We start from the raw sequence: 21,771 nt of genomic DNA on the forward strand, positions 1-21,771 counted from the left end.
TCCCTCAGTCTAATCATCTACCTCAGCGGAACGGAACCTCCGCCACCGTTCGGCGCAGTTTGCGGGTGCGCAGCCGCTCCGGATTCTCCGCCAAAGCCTCCACCGCGCGCACCGCACACATGACGTGGGCTTCCTTCGAGTTCGAGTAAAAGGCCTGCGCTTGGGCAGGAAGCTTGGGCACGGCGTGCAAAGGCAGATCGGACACCGACAGCAGAGTGCCATACGGGATGCGGTAGCGGTAGCCGTTGGCAGCGAGGGTGCAGGATTCCATGTCCACGGCCACCGCGGTGGAGTGGCGCAGCCATTCCCACAAGTCCCGGGAGGTGCGCCACTCCCAGTTGCGGTCATCGGTGGAGAGCACCGTGCCGGTGCGCATGAGCGAATTGTCTTTCCCGTATACCTCCTCGACGGCGGCCTCCAGCATGCGCTGGATTTCTGGAATGGCGGGAATCGGGTTGCTGGTGGTGACGGTGCCATCGAGGATGTGGTCCTCGCGCTGATAAGCATTGCCCAGGATGAGGTCGCCGATGCGCATGCGGCCATCGAGCCCCGCGCAGTGGCCGATCATGATCCAGGCCTCCGGGCGCAGGACCGCCAAGCAGTCCGTGATGGTCTTGGCGTTAGAGGGGCCCACGCCGATATTGATCATAGTGATGCCATCGCCGCCGGCGGTGATGAGATCAAAACGGGGCATCTGGTAGCGGGAGGTGAGGGTGAGCTCGTCGACGTCGAGAAGCACCGCGTCATTGGAGTGGATGGTCTCCCCCGTGGGCAGCACGAGCGCGGTGTAGCGTGAATCCTCACGTGAGAGTTCGCGCAGGCCGAACTTGACGAACTCGGTGGTGTGCATGGCGTAGTTGGTGAACAGGATGTACTTCTGCACGGTGTCCACCTCGATGCCGGTGTAGTGCTCGATGCGAGCACAGGCGATGTCGAAGCGTTGCGGGCCGAAGTGGAACAGCGGCTTTTCTTTCCCGTGGAAGGCCTTCCACGCACCGTCAACGATCCCGTCATGAACCGCATCGAGGGTGGGCCGGGGTATGTCGCCGCGGTCCTGGGGAATTTCTGTAATCCCCCGGATATATTCCGGCGGGATGCGCTCATCCGATTGACCGACGTAGATATCGCAGGGGTAGTTATTGGTGAGCCGCGTGAGCTGCTCCGTGAGGTAGCTACGAATCAGCCATGGTTTTGATATCACTGCCGAGTAGCGGCCCTCTTGGTCCACGTAACCAAAAGGTTCGGAGCGGTCGATGGGTGTCCATTGGCGGATATCCACGGTGATCTTCGGGTAGACCACGTGGCGGTAGGCGTCGTGGTCCCCCGAGGCGAGAGCGTGACGTGCCAGCTCGCAGGAACTGTCATAGAGCTCGCTGAGGCGGGAAATCGCTTCGTTGACGGAGTGGACATGCTGCAGGTCGGTCATGCTCGCGAGTGTATCCATGAAAGAAGCCCGCCGCGGTGAGGCGGCGGGCTCTATCCCCATGACTAATCCGGTAACGCGTGCGGTGTGGAGCTCACCGCCCGGCCCGTATTAGGCAAGCCTTAGCTTAGTAAAAAAGTTGGAGGGGCGTCAAGGGTAAACTGCAATCCCATGACCACACTCCCCCTCGGTGCCCGCAGGCGGACGCGAGGCGTGTGCGAAGACGACTGGTCCGCGCGCCCCACCGCCGAACGACCCTGGCCGGTTATTTTGATCCACGGAACCTGCGACAGCAAAGGCGTCTGGCAAGTCCTCGCAGACATGCTCCGCGCCGCTGGCTGGGCCACCTTCGCCCCTGACTACGGGACCCGCGCCACCGCTCCCCTGCAGGAATCCGCCCGGCAGCTCGACGCCTACATCAACGCCGTCCTTGCCGTCACCGGCGCGGAAAAGGTGATCCTCGTGGGGCATTCACAAGGTGGGTTATTGGCTCGCTACTGGATGCGCATGCATGATCGCGCGGAGTTTGTACGGCACGTCGTCTGCATCAGTGCGCCCAACCACGGCACGACCCAGGGCGGAATTGCCAGCCCCCTCTTCCGGGGCGAGCGCCAGGAGGAGGTCGTGCGCACGCTTATCGACGGCTGGTTTGGCCCCGCCGGCATGCAGCAAGTAGTCGGCAGCGAGGTCGTGGAGGCAACGAACCGCGGCAGTGAGGTCGAACCCGGTGTGAGCTATACGTGCATCGCCACGCGCTCCGATGCCGTCGTGGTTCCACCCAATACCTGCTTCCTCAACGGCCCTCAGGTGCGCAACATTTACATCCAGGACATCGAGCGCCGCGCGATAATCCGCCACGAGGATATGCCCATGGACAAGCGGGTATGCCACGTGGTGCTCGAAGAGCTAGAGCAGCTTTAGAGTTCTAGCTCATCCAGGATCGCGTCGAAAGCCGGGCCCACCTGGGTGCGCCACAGGATGTCGACGCGATCGTCGGCGCGTCCCGGCCCTCCATTGATGGTGGCCACGCGCTTGCCCTGTTTCTTGGCCTCTAGGACGAACCGAAAGCCGCTCATGACCGCCAGCGAAGAACCGGCAACGAGCACCGAGTCCGCCGCGTTGACCATCGCATAGGCGGCGTCCTTTTTGTAGGTAGGCACTGGCTCACCGAAATAGACTACGTCTGGCTTCAGGCGCTGCGAGCCGCACCGCACGCAGCCGGGCATGACGAATTCTTCCACTGCTTCTTCACTGAGGGCGACGTCGCCGTCGGGGTTGACGTCGTCCTTGTTGACTGCCCAGCGTTGGAGGTACGTCGGGTTGGCTGTGGCCGCGCGGGCATCGTAGTCCGCGCGTGCTTCTTCGTATCCGCAGCTCAAGCACACGACGTGTTGCATGTCCCCATGCAGGGCGATGAGGTTGCGCTGCCCAGCTTCCTCGTGCAGGCCATCAACGTTCTGCGTGACAACGCCCGTGAGAAGCCCGGCGCGCTCGAGTTCGACCAAGGCGTAGTGCGTGCGGTTGGGGTGTGCGGCCTGCATGACCCGCCAGCCCACGAAAGCACGGGCCCAGTAGCGGTGGGAGGCCTGCGGGTCGTGGAGAAATTCCTGGTAGGTCATGGGGCGGTGCCAGCTGAGGGAGCCGTTCGGGCCACGGTAGTCCGGCACGCCTGATTCTGTAGATACACCTGCTCCCGTGAGGACCATGACGTTGCCATGACGCAGTTGCTCGGCGACGGCGTTCAACGCTTGTTGTGGAGGCGTCGGGGTCGCAATCTCGGTGACGACGCGGGAAATCGAGCGCAGCGCAGACTGATGGGCGTGGGCAACAGCGGGATCCATGGTGCCCCAGCTTACGGAAGTGCCTCCTCATAAAGGTGATCCGAGTCGAGCTCGCCGTGCCGCGAACAGCGCGCGTTCCAACCATCCGGGCGCACCTGCACCACCATGCGGCGCCCGCACAACTGGCAATAGCGCGGGACGTCCAGGCCGGCCGCGGCTGCCGGGTGCAAGGTGAATTCCTCGCTCAGTGGTTTCCCAGTGTTGGGGTGAAACAGTGGCTCCTCGCCGGCGAGTACGGCAGCGGCCAGCTCCGTCGAATTGTTCATCAGAGGGCCTTGATAGGCAGGTCGATGCGGCCGAGCATGTCGACGTCCTTCTCGATCTGCTTGCCCAGCGTGGTCAGGTAGTTGCCGGCGATGATGGCGTTGATGCCGCCGAGGAGGCCCTTTTCGGTGCCGTCGTCACCGAGGGAGAGCTCGCGGCCGCCTGCAAAACGGAGGGTCACGGATGGCATGGCCAGGCGGAATGCGGCCACGGCGCGCAGTGCCTCACCGAGCGGGACCAGCGGGTAGTCCGCGAATGGTGTGCCCGGGCGCGGGTCAAGGAAGTTCATCGGCACCTCGCAGGGCTCGATCTGGGCCAGCTGGTAGGCGAACTCGGCGCGGTCCTCAAGGGACTCGCCCATTCCGATGATGCCGCCGGAGCAGACTTCCATGCCGACTGCACGGACATTCTCGAGGGTCTCTTTGCGCTCCTCCCAGGTATGCGTGGTGACCACGTTGGGGAAGAAGGACTTGGAGGTCTCCAGGTTGTGGTTATAGCGCTGGGCGCCCATGTCCTTGAGGCGCTGGGCTTGCTCGCGGGTCAGGGTTCCGAGCGAGAGGGAGATCTCGATGTCCACTTCGTCGAGGATGGCCGGGATGGCTTCCGCAACCTGGGAGAGCAGGTTTTCATCCGGGGCTTTCACAGCTGCCACGATGCAGAATTCGGTAGCACCTGTCTTGGCAGTCTTCTTGGCGGCCTCCACCAGCTCCGGGATGTTGAGGCGCGCGGCGCGTACGGGGGACTCGAACAAACCAGACTGCGAGCAGAAGTGGCAATCCTCCGGGCAGCCGCCGGTCTTAATGGAGATGATGCCTTCCACGGACACGTCCGGACCACACCACTTGAGGCGGGTCTTGTGGGCGATGTCCGCGATCTCTTCCAGCTGCTCATCCGGGATCTGGAGAACCTGCAGGAGTTCTTCTTCGTTGAGGCCGATGCCCTGCTCCAGGGCCTTCTCGCGTGCGATGTCTACGATGCTCATGCGGGAAACATTACTTGAACACCGTTCAAGTTGTGGTAAATCTGCCGGTTTCATGTAGTCCGGGCTACCCTTTAGGCCATGGATTCCACGCTCTACGACGACACCCTCGCACTGCTTCAGCAGCTCATTCGCAATGCCTGCGTCAATGACCTCACTCCGGATTCCGGCCACGAGGTCCGCAATGCCGACACGTTGGAGCGGTTTTTCGCAGGCACCCCGGTGGAGATTCAACGCTATGAATCGCACCCGGGCCGCGTCACCATCGTGGTGACCGTTCCGGGTGACCCGGACAAGGAGCCGCTCACGCTCATGGGCCACACCGACGTCGTGCCCGTCGACGAGCCCAAGTGGACCAAGCCGCCCTTCGACGCCGTCATCGAAGATGGCAAGCTCTACGGCCGCGGCGCGGTGGACATGCTCTTTATTACGGCGACGATGGCGGCGGTGACTCGCGATGTGGCTCAGCGCGGCAACCCCGGCGGCACCCTGGCGTTTGTGGGTATGGCGGACGAGGAGGCCCGCGGCGGTTTGGGCTCCATCTGGATGGACAAGCACCACCCGGAGGCCTACTCGGTGCGCAACTGCCTCTCGGAAACCGGCGGCAGCCACCTGCCCGGCGCGCTCGGCTTCAACGTCGGAGAGAAGGGCGCGGGCCAGCGCCGCCTGCACGTGCATGGCGATGCCGGCCATGGCTCCACGCCGTTTGGGAAGGACTTTGCCATCGTCAAGATTGGTGAAGTTGCCCGCCGCATCGCCGCCGCCGAGCCACCCGTGGCCACGGACGAGGTGTGGCAGGGATTCGTCAAGACCTTCCGCTTCGACCCCGCAACGGAGGCAGCGCTTCTCGACGGCTCCGCTACCGCCACCGACTATGAAAAGTTCGGTAATTTGTCTGCCTACGCCCACGCCTTCTCGCACACAACGATTGCCCAAACTGTCCTGCGCGCGGGTGGCGCCATCAACGTGCTGCCTTCCCACGCCTACCTGGAGATGGATATCCGCCCCTTCCCTGGCCAGACCCAGGAGGAGCTCGACGAGTTCCTGCGTGAGGCCCTCGGCGATATGGCCGACGAAGTAGAGATCGAGCACCTTATTACGGAGGACGCCACACAGTCCTCGACTGATACTGAGCTGTGGCGCTGCATTGAAGAGACCGCCCACGAATTTTTTCCGGATAAGGAAGTACTGCCGGTGCTGGCGACGGGTGGTTCCGACCTGCGCGTGGCTCGTCGCCGCGGCGGCAACGCCTATGGCTTCGCGCTGCATGCGGAGGATCGGGATATGGCCAGCGCAAACTCTCAGCTGCACAGCCACGATGAGCACCTCTACCTGGAAGACTTGGATTTGACTGTGAAGGCGTATTTTTCGCTGGTAAATCGTTTCTTAGGAAGCGAGCACTAACGCAAACGTGTAAAAGCTGTGGCACAATGTGGCGCATGAGAAATAAGCTTGTCCTCTGCTCCGTTGCTGCTGCCATCGGCCTGTCCGCCCCTACCGCATCCGCCGACATGGTGGATGACTACCTGGCCAAGGTCCCGGCCGGCCAGATTTCCTGTGAGCAGGCCACCAAGTACTACACCAATCCGTCTGACTACAACAGCAAGAAGTCCCAGGCGCTGGCTGCTGCCAACTTCCACCCGCGCGGTCCCGAGATCCGCGATGCCGTCGCCCGCGCCGACGAGGCCATCGCTCGCTGCGGCCTGAACGGTGGCGGTGGCAACGCTGCTCCTGCTCAGAACACTGCTCCAACTAACAATGGTGGCCACAATGCCAACAATGGTGGAGGCCACAGTGCCCCAGCCAATAACGCCCCAGCGAACAACGCTTTTCCGACCTTCCCGGTGACCATCGGCAACTTCACCTTCAACGTCCCGGACATTCTGGCGTACCTGAAGACCCTCGTCGAGGGCACCCCGCTGGCCCCGCTTTTGCCGTAGAAGACTAGCGGAAATACGTCCCCGCGTGCAGCGCACAGCCTGGATTGAAGGCGTGCCCGCACGCGGGGCATTTATATGCCGAATATTCGGCGTAGGTCATTGCTTGGCCGCAGGCCCCGCACATGACGCAGAGCTGGTCTTTCGGCATGGGTCCGAATTCATGGTCGGTCAGCTCCGCGTGACAAAGCGAACACGCGAACCATCCGCCGCAGGTGTGGCACTTGTTCGCAATGACGTCGACAAGCGTGTGCCAGTGACGGCACCGGCCCTCCGCGTCGATGGCCCCTTGGATTTGTGTCACTAGCGCGTGAGCCCCCACAGAATCTGCTCGTGCACGCGCGGGTCATGGGGTAGATTTCCATGTTCGACTGGGGCCGATTCCACATTGACCACGTCCGCGCCCGGAACAGCGCTGAGCTCAGAGGTCTGATTCGGTGTCACCGTATTGTCCGCCGGCGAGTAGATGGACGTATAAGTGACACCAGGCGCGGTATCCGGAAGCTGGTTGAGATTCTCCATAAAATCCGAGCCCTCCAACTGCTCGATGCCAGCGCTGGTGCCGAGGAAATCAACCACATCGGGCGCGATCTTTGCGGCCGTCTTGAGGGGCGTTGCCCGCCCGCCCCACGTCGTCCCGTGGAAGTTCGCACCGATGGTGACCACGCGGTTCACTTCATCCGCTGAGCCGTAGAGTTGTGTGAAGGTCTTGGTGTGCAGGCCGCCCTGGGAGAAACCGACGAGGTTTACTTTGTTTGCTCCGGTGACCTCACGGATGTGTTCAATATGCCCGGCGATCTCGCGCCCGGAAGAATCTAGATCCGCAATCCCCTTCATGTAGTCGTAGGCATTTTGGTACGCAATGTCCTCGGCGCCATAGTCGAAGGCCCACACGCACATCCCTTGGTCCTTGAGCTTCGGGATGAGATCGTTCCACTCGGCCGAGTTTGCCGAAGTACCGTGCAATAAAACAACGGGTTCAGTGACGGAACCCGTGGGCTTACAGTCAGGATCATTGATGCCGAGATCCTGCGCGGCGGAGGTCTCCATGGTCTGGGCATGAGCCGGAACGGGGGCGGCAGTGCCGAGGAGGATTGCAAGGAAAGCGCGCTGTAAAAAGCCGTTTTTCATGAGGCACTAGCTTATCCCCAGAGTCTGGCCAGCTACTGTGTGATTCCTGTGCGCAACTAGGGTACCCGTCACTACCATAGAGGTAGATAAACAAAGGACCTGAAATGAAGCGACTTCTCTGTATTACCTCTGCGCTCTTTGTGCTCGGCGGCTGTTCCTCTCTCGACGTTGAATCCACCCCTGCGAGTGAGACGTCGTCAAGCACCAGCGTTACTGAAGACGCCCCACACCCCACCCTTCCCACTGCCGAGGAAAGCGCCGAAGATATCGGCGTGGATCAACCGCAAGAAGAAGTCATCGGCTTCACCGAGGCGCCCGGTGCGGCGCAACCTACTCCGATGGAGAAAACCATCGAGTCCTGCGGTGATGTCTCGCTACACGAAACCGGAACGACATTCTTCAGCGATGGAACCTCTGGCTGGACGCAACAGTGCGCCGACGAAATGATGGCCGCAAATCCCCCAGTGCAAGAAGCCGCCGCTGTGTATGAAGCACCCGCCGTAGAAGAGAACTACGTTCACCCCGGCGCGTATTGCAATGGCGGAAGCGGCGTATCAAAGAGAGGCGTCCCGATGACGTGCGCACCCGCTTCAGATGGCAGGATGCGCTGGCAAAGCGCATAACCTCATTCCGACAGTTGCGGGCCTTTACCCTTCTTCCACAACGCAAAGGCGATGCCTCTGCGGATCAGTGCTGAAAGCCCTACGGGCAGGCAGCACAGGAGGGGCAAAGCAATGAGCATCTGGCCGATCCAGCCGAAGAGACCAAGAACTCCGATAACGACAAAAACGGCATCCAGGCGGAAATCTGTAATGTCCTTCCGCTGCATGGGCAGGGAAACAAGGTAGGCAATTCCCAGAAACACGAGTGCGGGAAGAACCACAAAGACCGCAAGAAGGCCGCTCTCAGCATCAGTTCCTTGCGTATCAACGAAAAAGACGGCCACCAGCAGCCCAACAAATACGAACTCCACAAACGGTAACCGCAGCATAGGGAAATCTATAAGCCGCGGTGGCTGGGCGGAAGCGGGGCCGAACATACCGACAGTGTAGGTAAAACCTTTCCCCGTCGTCTTTACCGAAGTACTTAAGCCCTACGGAGCGTGAACTCAACAACGTCGACTTCGTCATCCCCAGCTAATCCGGGATAGTGAGTATCAAGCGCTTCGTGGAGCTCAGCAAGAGAACCAAAGCCATCCCTTCGGGCTTATTCCTCCGTCAAGGACCTCCGCTGGGTAGAGACGACAGATGTGACCTCTGCGGGAATGGTGACAACCTCTCCGGATTCTTTCTCGAAGACAATCTGGGCGCTTCCTTCGTGGAAGGGGTCATCCACCCGAATTGTTTGTTGCTTTTCTCCGCTTCGAATTGATTCCTCGTAGCCTTCCCACATATAGATGCGTTGCTCTTTGTCCATGTCACGCCAGTTATATACGAACGGTAAGAGCTCTTCCACGGTGAGTGCTTCAAGCCCATTGCTTCCGCGCACGATGCACCGGATAGACGGATCAGTATCAAATAGCACTTGGCGGCATTTTCCACAGGGCGAAAGCACCTGGCCAGTCGGGCCGTGGACGGCGACTACCGCTCGGATAGGATCCTCGGGATGACTAGCAGCGTGGTTAGCTAAGGCCGAGATTTCACCACAGGGGCCACCGAGAAAATGGTATGCGTTCAAACCGAGCACGTGTTTGCCGGATTCAGTCAGGAGGGCTGCGGCTACGGTGTGATCTTCCCCGTCGTGGAAGCGCTGCGCATGGGTCGTGGCTACGGTCAGTAATTCTCGGAGTTCATTAGTAATCATCCTTCAAAGGTAGCTGTTACTGCCACAACTCCTCAGGCCCGGGCCTCTCAAACCTGTCAAGGGCGTTCACGGTAAATAAGGGCGAAAAACTTCGATTCTCTGCCCGCTACAATTCCCCGAAGTTACCAATAACCCCGGCGATTTACTCCTACTCTCGTAGTGCAGGGATCGTTCCAGGGTTTTCGAAATACAAACTAGCATATCCATATGGAAATCCAAGCCCAGTCCTAGTACCGCTGTCCCAGTGGTTTTCATCTGCGCGAATGAGCAGGTACGCCGATCATCCATCACCAGAAACGCTCTACCTTTGGAATACTCACCTCACGAAAACCTATCTTGCTGACATCGAACACCTGGAAGTACTCCTCCGAAATAGCATTCACAATGCCCTAACCGGAAGGTATGGCGAGCGATGGTTTGACGACGATCGAATACCTTTCAACGATGCAGCAAAGAAGAATATCCGCAAAGCAAAGAACCGGGCCGGGAAAAAGGATGCACCACTGGGAAAAATCATCGCTGAACTCAGCTTCGACTTTTGGCGCTTCCTCCTAAGCAGTCACTATCAGGCGAGCGTCTGGCCTCAGGTTAAGAAGGCGTTGAAGAAAACCCCTGGCAGCAGACAGCAGTTTGAAGATCTTGACTCCGTTGATAACGCCATCCAAATGGTGGCAAGCTTTATTGATCCTCATGCCGAAGCATGGATCAAGGACAATTCCCGAGTCCCCGATATACGGGCACAACGACCTTAGCTGTATACCGCAGGACAAAGCGGAAAAGAGCCGGGTTACTCGTAGCGAAGCGAGCTGAACATCCCGGTTTCCATGTGATAGGCGTTATGGCAGTGAAATGCCCACTCACCGGGGTTGTCAGAGATCAGGTCGGCGATCATGGTTTCACCGTGGCGGAGAAGGACGGTGTCCTTGCGTAGCCCGCCGCTGCCGGGCAGCGCCCACGTGTGACCGTGGATGTGCATGGGGTGGGGCATCATGGTCCTGTTGCGCATGACCATCCGCAGGCGCTGGCCCGCCTGCACGATCGCGGAGGAGGATTGGCCGTCGGTGAGAATGCTCCATTCATACGGCATCATCTGCCCGCCCAGGTCGATGCTGACTTCTCGGTCTGGTGTGTCCTCGGGCAGGAGTGCACGGTCTGCTGGCTTCAGGGAGGACAGAAGCAGTCCGGTGGACGACAACTCGGGGAAGTCGACATCGGGGTGAGGGGCCTGGCCGCCGGCGGTGCGGATGACGGCGAAGGCGCGGTCGTCTTTACCCACCGCCAAAGCCGTGAGCGGGAAGATGCCGTCGCCGAGGATGACCTCGACGTCGACACGCTCGCCCATCGACAGGTAGATCGATTCGGTCTCCCGGGGCTGGACGGGGAAGCCGTCGGTGTGGGTGACGGTCATGCGGTGACCACCGAGGGCCACCTTGAAGATGGTGTCACCGCCGGAGTTGATAAACCGCAGGCGGGCCTTGTCACCCGGGCGAGCCTCGAAGGTCCGGTGAGCACGGGGGATACGTCCGTTGATGAGGTAGTGCGGATACATCACATCGCCGGCATCCCCGCCCAGTACCCGGTCCGGGGTGCCGTGCATCATATGGCCGTGACCTCCCATCCCCTTCTTCCCGTTATGGTCGCCCGAACCCATTCCGGTGAGCTTGTCGAGCTCATCGTCGGGAGTGCCCTGAATGCCGTCGACCCAGTCGTCGAGCACGATGGTCCACTCGACGTCCTGGTCCTCAGCGTCTTGCGGGTCACGGACGATCAGTGGGGCGTGGAGGCCGCGATCAAGCTGCAGGCCGGAGTGGGAATGGTAGAAGTAGGTGCCACCGTGGGGGACTTCAAAAACATAGGAGAAAGACTCGCCAGGTTCAATGGGGTCCTGGGTCATGCCGGGCACACCGTCGGCTGCGTTGTGGAGTGCGATGCCATGCCAGTGGATGGAGGTGCTCTCAGGCAGTTCATTGGTGATATCGACCTGGAGGACGTCGCCGACGGTGGCCTCAATGGCCGTATCCCCGGTGTCAGAGACGTATCCCCACGTCTTGGCTTCGATACCGCCGATATCCAGAGAGAGGGGCCGGGCGGTCAGTGTCCGGCGCACCGTCGGCTCGCCGAGCGCAGTGGGGGTGGGAGTGGGGCGAAGAGAGGAACCTGGTGCCGAGGCAGCGGGTCCAGGGTCGCTGGTGCAGGCGGCCACGGCCCCGGTGCCGGCGAGGACGAGCCCGCCGAGCAGAAACTGTCGTCGGGGAAACGCGTTCATCATGATTTAACCTTCCTTGGTGCTAGATTTCAGTGACACGGGAGACAGGTGCAGGTGAGGACCCTGCTGAGCCATCACGTCAGGCGCAGGTCTGTGACGCAGGTGGCACCGTCGTCGGCGGTGGAAAACTCCGTGGTGCCGGTACGCCCCTGGTAGCTGACCTCAATCAGGCCGGTGGCATCATCGGGAAGCCAGAAGCCAATAAACCCGTTGTCGAAGGTGGTTGTCGCCTCGTCCACCAGCACCTCACCGGTCGCCTCATCGGTGATCGTGACCTGGATATCCTCATTGTCGAGTTCCCCCAGGCAGGTCGTGAGGCTGTGGTAGAAGCAGTCGTGGGTGGAGGTGAGATAGGGTGCGATCGAGACATACGTCTGATTGTCGGGAAGATCGACCACGACTTCCTGGTCATCGCTCGAGAGCAGCAGTTCATCGGCACGCACTGAGGCGATCAGATCCGTGGGACGCTCCGTGACCTTCTGCCGGTCGAGGTGATCAATGATCTCCACCGCGTCCATGCCGGCCAGGCCATGGGTAGTCAGGAATGTATCCTGGGACACCGTCCCGTCGGCGGTGGGTTCCGGGTCGGCGGCCGAACACCCCGTGAGGGCGAGGGCAAGGGCGGCGGCTGCGATCGCTGCTCGTTTCACGTCAATCTCCTTGGATCGTGGTAAGACCGTGAGAAGACACCGCCTCAAGGTCGATGCCATACCTTTATCTAGCACGGGTGCCTGACGGACTAGAAATCAAAACCCCTGCTCACAGCCTTATAACAGGGCGAAAAGGGGGCGAATTCGGTGGGCTGGGTCACCACCGGGACACCACCCCACAGCCGTGGGCGATGTCCTTCTACCCGCCCCGGGTATGCGGTGCAGGCAGTGAAATCCCTGGTGGCGCCTGCTGAACCGACCAGGGGAGGCGATGCCGCCGGCCCGGGGTGGGGCGCAGGGGTGACGGCGGTCGAAGGGTGATGTTTGAAGATTTGATGAAGATTTCCCCGTTGGGCACTGAGCGAGGGTGATATTCCCCCTGGCCGGAGCGATACTGGGGTCCATGGCTAACCGCACACCGACCACCGCCACGCCCCCGGGGCGGGTGCTGGTCGTCGATGATGAACAACCCCTGGCTCAGATGGTGGCCTCCTACCTCATCCGGGCCGGCTTCGATACCCGCCAGGCGCACACCGGCACTCAGGCCGTGGACGAGACCCGTCGCTTTTCCCCCGATGTTGTGGTGCTGGATCTGGGGCTGCCCGAACTCGACGGCCTGGAGGTGTGCCGACGGATCCGCACCTTCTCGGACTGCTACATCCTCATGCTCACCGCGCGTGGCAGCGAGGACGACAAGATCAGCGGTTTGACCCTGGGGGCGGATGACTACATCACCAAACCTTTTAGCATCCGGGAACTGGTGACCCGAGTGCATGCGGTGCTACGCCGCCCGCGCACCAGCACCACCCCACCGCAGGTGACCACCCCCTTGATCGTTGGTGACCTCATCCTTGACCCCATCGCCCATCAGGTGCGGGTAGGGGAGACGACCGTGGAGCTCACCCGGACGGAGTTCGAGCTGCTGGTTGCCCTGGCCCTGCGCCCCGGCCAGGTGCTGACCCGCCACGACCTGGTCACCGAGGTCTGGGACACCACCTGGGTCGGTGATGAACGCATCGTCGATGTCCACATCGGCAACTTGCGTCGCAAGCTCGGCACCGACACCCGGGGCCGGGGGTTTATCGACACCGTGCGTGGCGTGGGCTACCGGGTGGGGCAACCATGAATCACGGACCCGGCCTGACCTTCCGCTTCCTGGCCGCCCAGGTGTTGGTCGTGGTGATTAGCCTACTGGTGGCCGCGGCCGTGGCCACGATGGTGGGTCCGACCCTGTTCCATGATCATATGTTGATGACCGGCCAGGAGGACCCCTCGCTGGAGCTGTTCCATGCCGAGCAGGCCTACCGGGGCGCCAACCTGATCACCCTGGCCGTCGCCCTGCCCACCGCCTTGATCAGCGCCCTGCTGGCCAGCCTGTGGTTATCGCGTCGTCTGCGCACCCCCCTGCAGGATCTCACCCGCGCCGCTACCAGCCTGACGGCCGGCAACTCCCGTATCCGCGTGCCCGCCGGAAAAGCAGGCCCCGAGGTCACCACCCTGGCGCATGCCTTCAACACCATGGCCGACCGGCTGGAACACACCGAACAGGTCCGCCGCCAGATGCTCTCTGATCTGGCCCACGAAATGGGCACCCCCTTATCGGTGCTCACAGTCTACCTCGATGGTCTCCAGGACGGGGTCGTGGACTGGAATAATGCCACCCACACGATCATGGCTGACCAACTCACCCGCCTGACCCGGTTGATGGAAGACATTGACGATGTCTCCCGGGCCCAGGAACACCGGATCGATTTGGACCTGGCGGAGGAAGGGCTCGGGGATCTGCTCCATACCGCCGCTGCTGCCGCGGGGGAAGCTTATGCTGACAAAGGCGTCGATTTACAGGTCGAGACCATTACGGACACCGCCCGGGTGCTCGTGGACCGGCAACGCTTCGGCCAGGTGATGAGCAATCTCCTGTCGAACGCGCTACGGCACACCCCGGCCGGCGGGCAGGTCCGGATCAGCGTCCACCGACAGGGGGCGTCCACCGCGCTCATCCACGTCGCCGATGACGGCGAGGGCATCCCACCTGACCAGCTCGGACACATCTTCGAACGCTTCTACCGGGGGGATGCCGCCCGCACCCGGGACAACGGCGGGGCCGGTATCGGTCTGACCATCTCCAAGGCATTGATCGAGGCCCACGGTGGCACTCTCACCGCCACCTCCCCCGGCCCCGGTCGCGGAGCGGTCTTTGCCCTCCGCCTCCCGCTGTCCCCTCCCGACAGTGAGGAGGCTGCTCGGTGACCACACCCTGCCCCGCGTGAGGGCCGCGACCTCGACCCATTGAAAATATACCCCCCTGGGGTATGCTGAAAATATACCCCCGGGGGGTATATGCTAGAGAGCGGCATCGCCGCACCCCACCGAACCGAAGGAGCTTTCCCATGATCACCTCCCCGCCCCGCCTCTTGCCGATGGCCTCCCACGGCTGCAGCTGTTGCGGACCTGCCTCACGTGCCGACACAACCTCCATCCCTGCCGCCAGCGACTCGTCAGCAGGAGGGTCCTCCCCTAGCTACCAGGTCACCGGCCTGACCTGCGGGCACTGCGCGAAAAGCGTGACCCAGGCCCTTCAGGCCCTCCCCCAGGTCGACGACGTCCAGATTGATCTCGCTGCTGGTGGTGTTTCCACCGTCACGGTCACCGGTGTCGTACCTCCGGAGATGGTTCGCCGGGCCATCGAGGAGGCCGGCTACACCGTCTTATCCTGATCAGTTTTACTCATCATCTCGACCCCGACCGGGTTGAGCGAAAGGAACGTCATGAGCACTCCCCACCATTCGGGTGATCACCATGGTGATCACCCCGCTCCGGAAACAGACCACACCCACCACCCGGATCATGCCAGCCACGAACACCACGCAGATGCCGACACCCACGGCCAGGCGATGCCCCACGATCACCCGCACTCCGCCCTGGACGAAGACCACCACGTTCATAGTCACGGCGAACACGCCGGACACAGCACCGCAATGTTTCGGGACCGCTTCTGGTGGTCGCTGATTCTGTCCATTCCCGTCGCTATTTTCAGTCCCATGGTCGCCCACCTGCTCGGCTACCACCTCCCGGCATTCCCCGGATCCACCTGGATCCCCCCGGTGCTAGGCACGATCATCTTCGGCTACGGCGGAACGCCTTTCCTCAAGGGCGGATGGAAAGAACTGAAATCCCGCCAACCCGGGATGATGCTCCTGATCGCCATGGCCATCACCGTGGCGTTTGTCGCCTCCTGGGTCACCACTCTGGGGCTGGGCGGTTTTGACCTGGACTTCTGGTGGGAGCTGGCCCTGCTGGTGACCATCATGCTGCTGGGCCACTGGCTGGAGATGCGCGCTCTCGGGTCCGCGTCCTCCGCGCTTGACGCGCTGGCTGCCCTGCTGCCGGATGAGGCCGAGAAAATCATCGACGGGACCACCCGCACCGTGGCCATCTCCGAGCTGGTCGTCGACGACGTCGTGCTGGTGAGGGCCGGTGCCCGGGTGCCGGCCGACGGAACCATCCTCGACGGAGCCGCCGAATTCGATGAGGCGATGATCACCGGCGAATCCCGTCCCGTCTTCCGCGACACCGGTGACAAGGTGGTCGCCGGTACCGTGGCCACCGACAACACCGTCCGCATCCGGGTGGAGGCTACCGGCGGGGACACCGCCCTGGCCGGGATCCAACGCATGGTTGCCGACGCCCAGGAGTCCTCCTCCCGGGCCCAGGCCCTGGCGGATCGGGCGGCGGCGTTGTTGTTCTGGTTCGCGCTGATCTCCGCTCTGATCACCGCGGTGGTGTGGACCATCATCGGCAGCCCGGACGATGTCGTGGTGCGCACGGTCACGGTGCTGGTCATCGCCTGTCCGCACGCCCTGGGCCTGGCGATTCCGCTGGTCATTGCGATCTCCAGCGAGCGGGCCGCAAAATCCGGGGTGCTCATCAAGGACCGGATGGCGCTCGAGCGGATGCGCACCATCGACGTGGTGCTCTTCGACAAAACCGGCACCCTGACCGAGGGTGCGCACGCGGTCACCGGTGTCGCGGCAGCTGTCGGCGTCACCGAGGGCGAGCTGCTGGCCCTGGCCGCCGCCGCGGAGGCCGACAGCGAGCACCCCGTGGCCCGCGCCATCGTGGCGGCCGCGGCCGCCCATCCCGAGGCCTCTCGTCGGCAAATCCGTGCAACTGGTTTCAACGCCGCCTCCGGCCGAGGGGTCCGGGCCACTGTCGATGGCGCTGAGATCCTCGTGGGTGGGCCGAACATGCTGCGCGAGTTCAACCTCACGACCCCGGCCGAGCTCACCGACACCACCAGCGCCTGGACCGGGCGTGGGGCCGGTGTGCTCCATATTGTCCGCGACGGTCAGATCATCGGTGCGGTGGCCGTCGAGGACAAGATCCGCCCCGAATCCCGCGCCGCCGTGAAAGCCCTGCAGGACCGCGGGGTGAAGGTCGCGATGATCACCGGCGACGCCCAGCAGGTGGCCCACGCCATCGGTCAGGACCTAGGCATTGATGAGGTCTTCGCCGAGGTCCTGCCCCAGGACAAAGACACCAAGGTCACGCAGCTGCAGGACCGGGGTTTGAGCGTGGCCATGGTCGGTGACGGTGTCAATGACGCCCCCGCTCTGACCCGCGCGGAAGTCGGTATCGCCATCGGTGCCGGCACGGATGTGGCCATGGAATCTGCCGGGGTGGTCCTAGCCAGTGATGACCCGCGGGCAGTGCTGTCGATGATTGAGCTGTCCCAGGCCAGCTATCGCAAGATGATCCAGAACCTGATCTGGGCCTCTGGCTACAACATCCTCGCCGTGCCGTTGGCCGCCGGAGCGCTCGCCTCGATCGGGTTCGTGCTGTCCCCGGCCGTGGGCGCGATCTTGATGTCTGCCTCGACCATCGTGGTGGCCCTGAACGCCCAGCTGTTGCGCCGCACTGATCTGGATCCGGCTCACCTGGCTCCGACCGAGCCGAAGGAGGAACACACCACGCCTACTCCGGCATCCACCGCCGTCCACTGATCCACCACTTCTCTCCACTGCCCCCATACGACCCTGAAAGGTGCTGTTGCAAAGTTGGGGCAGTAGGAAGAGCGACGTGAAATAATCACAGCCATGGGTATCTTCTCCGGTCGTCATTTCCCCTCGTGACATCATTTTGTGGGCAGTGCGGTGGTACTGCCGCTACGGGGTGAGCTACCGCGATCTGGAGGAAATGATGACTTCAGCGGGGCGTGCCGGTCGATCACACCACGATCTACCGCTGGGTCCAGAAATACGCCCCTGAGCTGGACAAGCAAACACGGTGGTACCGGCAGGTACCTGACTGGCAGGCCAGTTCCTGGCGGGTGGATGAGACCTATATCCGGGTCGGCGGCAGGTGGTGCTATCTCTATCGGGCGATCACCGCCGGTAGTCAGACCCTGGACTTTTACCTCTCTCCGAAGCGGAACGTGGCCGCAGCGAAGCGTTTCCTGGCCAAGGCCCTCAGATCCAATGCGTCAGCCGGGTATCCCAGAGTGATCAACACCGATAAAGCACCCTCACTAGCCAGGGCAATCGCCGAGTTGAAGTCAGAGGGAATCTGCCCGCCAACAGTGGAACACCGGCAGGTGAAATACCTCAACAACATCCTGGAAGGCGACCATGGTCGGCTGAAGCGGATCCTCGGGCCGAAAGGCGCGTTTAAGAACCGGACATCTGCATATCGGACGTTGAAAGGGATGGAGGCGATGCACTCATTGCGGAAAGGGCAAGGCACGATGTTTGCCTACGGGCAACCGAACCCGGACGCGGTGATCGTCAACCGAGTCTTCCAGAATATCTAAGCAGGCTGGACCATAATGCTGGCCAGGCGACGAAGAAAGGAGTGTTCGCGGTTCTCCACCCAACTTTGCAACAGCACCACCTTAGGACGCTTTTTCAACGGGTACTTCTGGGACTTGAATGGTGGTGCTGCCGCCGCGCTTAAGCATGCACGTAGCGGCCCTCAGAAACCCGTCCTTTCGGTTCCTCCTATTCCCCCAATCCCATCCATCCCTCCTGTACCCCCTATTGAACCAGTGCAGCCCGTATGGCCGATCCCTTTATTGGGATGGTCCTCTACCAAATGGGAAGAATTTATACGGGCATAGTTGGCACTTCACCGAATCATCGAAATTAGCCTCTGTTAAGCTCAGCCGGAGCTTCACCAGTCCTAAGAGGCCCTCGCACATGAAGACAATCTGAACCTCCGAAACCTTTACTCCACCACCCCGCGAGTGAAGCGAAAGCCATCGTTACTTACTTTTCTCCAATCATTAGATTCACGAGAGCTCCTAGATTATTAGCGCACCTCTTGCCATTTCAGCAGAGCTGTTACGACGGCATCCCGATGCCCATCATTGGTCTCTACGCTTCAGGATTTGTGGTCCCACTATGTCGTTTCGCAAGTTTGTTAGCTAGGTCAGCGGTAATTCGCACCGCTTCTGGGGGATCGGTGACCCAGATGTGGTCCCCAAACTGAAGCAATTGCCTTACCCCCTGAATATCTGCATATCCCACCACGATACGGACAAAGTTTTCGTCCACGGGTTCATGATGGATAAGTCGTGATCCCAAAATGCGAGATGCCATATCAAGCCGATTCGCTCGAAGAAGTGCGGTGATTCGAACAGGCATGTCTTCTTCCAATTGCTCAACGAGCTGCGCCCACACCCTTGCCAAACTTTGCCCTGAACGAAGCTGAGCAGCTTGACCTAAAACTCGAAAGGTTTTTAAACGCGAGACTGCCAACATCCTCGGTTCCCCATCGATATCGACGACTAAGTACCAATTTCTACCCTTGTGTACAAGCCCATAAGGATCAGCCACAGCACGTTGCTGTTTCTTGTCCCCACTTCGGCGATACAAGACCTCAATTCGAGCTTCTTTCCGTACAGCTTCTAGTAACTCTTCTAAGTCGCTTTGGGTTTCATTGCTAAACCAGCCACTGGAATCAAGTAGAACCTTCTCTTCCAAATTATGAGTATCGGACGCTTTCGAGAATGAGACTGCGTTCATTTTCTTCTGCAGCAGGGCGATGTCCTGGCCAAACCCCAAGTGTGCGAGTGAATCTGCCCCAACACCAAGAATCCTCATCAGCTGAATCTCAGTCGGATCCAATCGAGAAGCGTTCAACCGAGAACGCCTATCGAGCACAATCCCACCATGCATACCTTGCTCCGTATAAACAGGTATTCCTGCGGCCGAGAGTGCATCAACGTCACGCAGTATTGTGCGCTGGGAAACCTCAAAATGCGAAGCCAGCTCGGCAGACGTAGCACGGCCTCGGGTTTGCAATAGCAAGAGCATAGACAACAGGCGCGCCGATCTCATGCCGCAATTATCACTGGAACCACAATATTTTTCGGAATATGACACTCCTTGTCAGGTTTGTTTGCTCGAATGCACTGCGTCCACGTAAACAACACCACTCACCGAGAGGAGAATGGCAATGCCAACCCCCAATCTTTTCTTAACCTATGTCTCCGATACAGAGATCTCGACTGCCTTCTACAGCGACTTATTCGATATGCAGCCATCGTTCATCAGTCCTCGATATGTAGCATTCGAAATTTCAAAGGACGTCCTGTTTGCTGTGTGGACCGGCCATAACACCCACATGGAGAAACAGACACCGCGAACGAGCGAAATAGGTTTGATGCTGGATGGACCGGCAAGCCGCATCGATGAGACATACCGTCTATGGAAATCAAAAGGAGTCCAAATTGTGCAGCCACCCTACGATGATGTCTTCGGCCGCACCTTCGTTGTTGCCGACCCTGATGGAAACCTTATCCGCGTCAGCCCAGTCGATTAACTCCTAAATCAGGGCTCAACGACTAGGAAATCCTCCAACCCCCGGGAAACACCTCAGTTGGAGGATTCCAATTGCCCCTAAGTCGGCGCTAAAACCAAGGATGACTTAGGCACACCGGCTTTCCCGTACAACAAACCGCTAGAACTGGCTGGCCTACGGGCCCCAGCAGAGATACATCGAACATAACGCCCCAGAGCCCAAAACGAACTACAAGATCGAGATCATGCAATAAAACTATTGGCCTCTCGACCTTGCCAACCAAAGCAAACATCAAGCCTCGGACTGACTGCCTTCACATCAAGCCGAAGACTCAGAACAAGGGTGCCAGATCAGAACTACGAGCAAAATGCTCTGTTGACACCATCGAAAACAAAATTCGAAAGACGTGTCGACCGGCGCGGGCGGGATTTAGGATGTAAATCCCCACACTTGCAATCCTCGACCGCCAAAGTTCAGAAAAAGAAAGAAACCGGAGGTCACGAACTCCTTCGAGTTTGTTACCTCCGGTGTCGCAGTTTGTTCAACTGCTCAGCGTGCCCGGGGCGGGACTTGAACCCGCACGTCCTATAAGGACACTGGCACCTGAAGCCAGCGCGTCTGCCAATTCCGCCACCCGGGCAGGGTATTGATGTCTTGGCGACTAGCTAACTTTAGCACGCAGCCCCAGCGAATCTACAAATCCGCTGGCAAACCTGAACTTTCCAGGGAACTTTGCCGCGCGCGTCTACGTTAAGTCAAGGAAAGCACCTTATACTGATCGCTGCTATATCTCTCCCTGAAAACATCCCGAAAGGAGGACGGCCCTTCCAATGGCATTGCTAGATAAGCTCGCCAAGCTGGATTCTTCCCTGCAACGCGGACTGGACAACGGCATGGCCTTTGTCTTCGGCGGCAAGGTCGTCCCCGCTGAGATTGAGGAGCTTCTCAAGCAGGAGGCGCAGGACAATTTGTCCCGCGGTGATGATGGCAAGCTGTATAGCCCCAACGTCATGACCGTCGGCGTATCCTCCAAAGATATCGAGAACCTCTCCCAAGACCGGGGTGTTCCCAAGGATCTAGCTGATCAGCTCACCCGCTTCATCCGTAACAGTGGCTGGTCCCTCGCTGGGCCGGTCATCGTACGCATCGCGGAGGAGTCGGGGCTGCGGACTGGGCAGTTGCGCGTGTCCTCCTTTTTGGATCACGAGCCCACCGAAGAAACCGGATTTGATGCGATTTTCCACCACGACCATGGTCAGGAGGACTCTATGACCCAGCCGCACAACGCCGATGAGGCCGCAACCACCACCTTTATGGCGCCCACCCCGAACGAGCCCGCACCGCAGGGGCCCGCGGTGACGCTTATGCTGCAGGACGGCTCCTCCCGCGTCTACCACGTGCAGGAAGGCTCCAACATCCTGGGCCGCAGCAACGACGCAGACCTGCGCCTGCCCGATACCGGTGTCTCCCGCCAGCACGCGGAGATCACCTGGAACGGCCAGGACGCCGTGCTGGTGGACCTGCAATCCACGAACGGCACCACCGTGAACGACACCCCGATTGAGAACTGGCTGCTTGCCGACGGCGACGTGATCACCCTCGGCCACTCCCACATCGAGGTGCGCATCACCGGCCTTGAGAACCAAGGCTACTAAGCCGCCTCAACAACTTTCCCAG

At 60.6% G+C, this 21,771-nt stretch carries 23 protein-coding genes, 1 tRNA gene and 1 pseudogene; 13 read left to right on the forward strand and 12 right to left on the reverse strand.

The features are described from left to right. Positions 1-22: 22 nt before the first annotated feature. Positions 23-1,426 carry an AMP nucleosidase gene (amn, locus tag ACUY3D_RS06415; protein ID WP_070520364.1) on the reverse strand — a complete coding sequence of 468 codons (1,404 nt, stop codon included), beginning with the start codon at positions 1,424-1,426 and terminating at the stop codon, positions 23-25. Between the two features lie 168 nt (positions 1,427-1,594). On the opposite strand from amn, the gene ACUY3D_RS06420 reads away from it, so the two are divergent. After that, entirely contained in the window at positions 1,595-2,344 is a 750-nt protein-coding gene (locus tag ACUY3D_RS06420; protein WP_193628735.1) for an esterase/lipase family protein, read from the forward strand. Here ACUY3D_RS06420 and ACUY3D_RS06425 read toward each other — a convergent pair. From ACUY3D_RS06425 to bioB, 3 genes are read right to left on the reverse strand one after another with little or no spacing between them, the layout of a single operon-like run. Then, the gene (locus ACUY3D_RS06425) at positions 2,341-3,264 is read right to left on the reverse strand and encodes a Sir2 family NAD-dependent protein deacetylase (RefSeq protein WP_448240639.1); all 924 of its coding nucleotides are present in this window, start codon (positions 3,262-3,264) and stop codon (positions 2,341-2,343) included. The two genes, ACUY3D_RS06420 and ACUY3D_RS06425, sit on opposite strands and share 4 nt — an antisense overlap. A gap of 11 nt (positions 3,265-3,275) precedes the next feature. After that, on the reverse strand, positions 3,276-3,530 hold the full coding sequence (gene bsaP / locus ACUY3D_RS06430) for a biotin synthase auxiliary protein BsaP (protein ID WP_101736513.1): 255 nt from the start codon (positions 3,528-3,530) through the stop codon (positions 3,276-3,278). Continuing rightward, positions 3,530-4,510, reverse strand: coding sequence for a biotin synthase BioB (gene bioB, locus ACUY3D_RS06435; protein WP_070745377.1), 981 nt, complete (start codon positions 4,508-4,510; stop codon positions 3,530-3,532). Before bioB ends, bsaP begins: the two co-directional genes overlap by 1 nt. 78 nt (positions 4,511-4,588) lie before the next feature. Here bioB and ACUY3D_RS06440 point away from each other — a divergent pair, with 78 nt between their 5' ends. Together ACUY3D_RS06440 and ACUY3D_RS06445 are read left to right on the forward strand one after the other, a co-directional pair. Then, positions 4,589-5,911, forward strand: coding sequence for a M20/M25/M40 family metallo-hydrolase (locus ACUY3D_RS06440; RefSeq protein ID WP_144676029.1), 1,323 nt, complete (start codon positions 4,589-4,591; stop codon positions 5,909-5,911). A gap of 35 nt (positions 5,912-5,946) precedes the next feature. Further along, positions 5,947-6,447 (forward strand): hypothetical protein, encoded by a 501-nt coding sequence (locus tag ACUY3D_RS06445; RefSeq protein ID WP_448240640.1) that lies wholly within the window; start codon positions 5,947-5,949, stop codon positions 6,445-6,447. A gap of 4 nt (positions 6,448-6,451) precedes the next feature. Here ACUY3D_RS06445 and ACUY3D_RS06450 read toward each other — a convergent pair whose 3' ends face one another. Next, entirely contained in the window at positions 6,452-6,748 is a 297-nt protein-coding gene (locus ACUY3D_RS06450) for a CHY zinc finger protein (RefSeq protein ID WP_083306797.1), read from the reverse strand. Further along, complete coding sequence (locus ACUY3D_RS06455; RefSeq protein ID WP_070520387.1) at positions 6,748-7,575, reverse strand: esterase/lipase family protein; 828 nt, start codon at positions 7,573-7,575, stop codon at positions 6,748-6,750. Before ACUY3D_RS06455 ends, ACUY3D_RS06450 begins: the two co-directional genes overlap by 1 nt. Positions 7,576-7,679: 104 nt before the next feature. Here ACUY3D_RS06455 and ACUY3D_RS06460 point away from each other — a divergent pair, with 104 nt between their 5' ends. Further along, on the forward strand, positions 7,680-8,198 hold the full coding sequence (locus tag ACUY3D_RS06460; protein ID WP_448240641.1) for a hypothetical protein: 519 nt from the start codon (positions 7,680-7,682) through the stop codon (positions 8,196-8,198). 2 nt (positions 8,199-8,200) lie between these two features. Here ACUY3D_RS06460 and ACUY3D_RS06465 read toward each other — a convergent pair whose 3' ends face one another. Beyond that, positions 8,201-8,614: a hypothetical protein gene (locus ACUY3D_RS06465; RefSeq protein WP_448240642.1), complete on the reverse strand. Its 414-nt coding sequence runs from the start codon at positions 8,612-8,614 to the stop codon at positions 8,201-8,203. Between the two features lie 167 nt (positions 8,615-8,781). Then, positions 8,782-9,378: an ASCH domain-containing protein gene (locus ACUY3D_RS06470; protein ID WP_232755544.1), complete on the reverse strand. Its 597-nt coding sequence runs from the start codon at positions 9,376-9,378 to the stop codon at positions 8,782-8,784. Positions 9,379-9,641: 263 nt separating this feature from the next. On the opposite strand from ACUY3D_RS06470, the gene ACUY3D_RS06475 reads away from it, so the two are divergent. After that, on the forward strand, positions 9,642-10,130 hold the full coding sequence (locus tag ACUY3D_RS06475) for a hypothetical protein (RefSeq protein ID WP_049156652.1): 489 nt from the start codon (positions 9,642-9,644) through the stop codon (positions 10,128-10,130). 35 nt (positions 10,131-10,165) lie between these two features. Here the strand turns inward: ACUY3D_RS06475 and ACUY3D_RS06480 are convergent, their stop codons facing one another. Together ACUY3D_RS06480 and ACUY3D_RS06485 are read right to left on the reverse strand one after the other, a co-directional pair. Continuing rightward, positions 10,166-11,647, reverse strand: coding sequence for a multicopper oxidase family protein (locus ACUY3D_RS06480; RefSeq protein WP_070520396.1), 1,482 nt, complete (start codon positions 11,645-11,647; stop codon positions 10,166-10,168). Between the two features lie 71 nt (positions 11,648-11,718). Then, positions 11,719-12,294 carry a CueP family metal-binding protein gene (locus tag ACUY3D_RS06485; protein WP_070520399.1) on the reverse strand — a complete coding sequence of 192 codons (576 nt, stop codon included), beginning with the start codon at positions 12,292-12,294 and terminating at the stop codon, positions 11,719-11,721. A gap of 403 nt (positions 12,295-12,697) precedes the next feature. Here ACUY3D_RS06485 and copR point away from each other — a divergent pair, with 403 nt between their 5' ends. From copR to ACUY3D_RS06515, 6 genes and pseudogenes are all read left to right on the forward strand, one after another. Then, positions 12,698-13,420, forward strand: coding sequence for a two-component system response regulator CopR (copR, locus tag ACUY3D_RS06490; protein ID WP_118781224.1), 723 nt, complete (start codon positions 12,698-12,700; stop codon positions 13,418-13,420). Next, positions 13,417-14,544: a two-component system sensor histidine kinase CopS gene (gene copS / locus ACUY3D_RS06495; RefSeq protein ID WP_070520402.1), complete on the forward strand. Its 1,128-nt coding sequence runs from the start codon at positions 13,417-13,419 to the stop codon at positions 14,542-14,544. The genes copR and copS overlap by 4 nt, the downstream gene beginning before the upstream one ends. A gap of 140 nt (positions 14,545-14,684) precedes the next feature. After that, positions 14,685-15,011 carry a heavy-metal-associated domain-containing protein gene (locus tag ACUY3D_RS06500; protein ID WP_154762292.1) on the forward strand — a complete coding sequence of 109 codons (327 nt, stop codon included), beginning with the start codon at positions 14,685-14,687 and terminating at the stop codon, positions 15,009-15,011. 51 nt (positions 15,012-15,062) lie between these two features. Continuing rightward, positions 15,063-17,297: a copper-translocating P-type ATPase gene (locus ACUY3D_RS06505; protein WP_448240645.1), complete on the forward strand. Its 2,235-nt coding sequence runs from the start codon at positions 15,063-15,065 to the stop codon at positions 17,295-17,297. 93 nt (positions 17,298-17,390) lie between these two features. Further along, a pseudogene (locus tag ACUY3D_RS06510) lies at positions 17,391-18,103 on the forward strand (IS6 family transposase). A gap of 15 nt (positions 18,104-18,118) precedes the next feature. After that, positions 18,119-18,409 (forward strand): 4-fold beta flower protein, encoded by a 291-nt coding sequence (locus ACUY3D_RS06515; protein ID WP_425248908.1) that lies wholly within the window; start codon positions 18,119-18,121, stop codon positions 18,407-18,409. A 256-nt stretch (positions 18,410-18,665) separates the two neighbouring features. Here the strand turns inward: ACUY3D_RS06515 and ACUY3D_RS06520 are convergent, their stop codons facing one another. Beyond that, positions 18,666-19,631 (reverse strand): helix-turn-helix transcriptional regulator, encoded by a 966-nt coding sequence (locus tag ACUY3D_RS06520; RefSeq protein WP_284847802.1) that lies wholly within the window; start codon positions 19,629-19,631, stop codon positions 18,666-18,668. Positions 19,632-19,749: 118 nt separating this feature from the next. Between ACUY3D_RS06520 and ACUY3D_RS06525 the strand changes: the two genes are divergently transcribed. Beyond that, the gene (locus ACUY3D_RS06525; RefSeq protein ID WP_070524765.1) at positions 19,750-20,115 is read left to right on the forward strand and encodes a VOC family protein; all 366 of its coding nucleotides are present in this window, start codon (positions 19,750-19,752) and stop codon (positions 20,113-20,115) included. Positions 20,116-20,649: 534 nt separating this feature from the next. Here ACUY3D_RS06525 and ACUY3D_RS06530 read toward each other — a convergent pair. Further along, positions 20,650-20,734 (reverse strand) — tRNA-Leu (locus ACUY3D_RS06530). A gap of 190 nt (positions 20,735-20,924) precedes the next feature. Between ACUY3D_RS06530 and ACUY3D_RS06535 the strand changes: the two genes are divergently transcribed. Continuing rightward, positions 20,925-21,749 carry an FHA domain-containing protein gene (locus ACUY3D_RS06535; protein WP_144268824.1) on the forward strand — a complete coding sequence of 275 codons (825 nt, stop codon included), beginning with the start codon at positions 20,925-20,927 and terminating at the stop codon, positions 21,747-21,749. Positions 21,750-21,771: the final 22 nt, after the last annotated feature.

It is taken from the genome of Corynebacterium guaraldiae, from assembly GCF_053480195.1.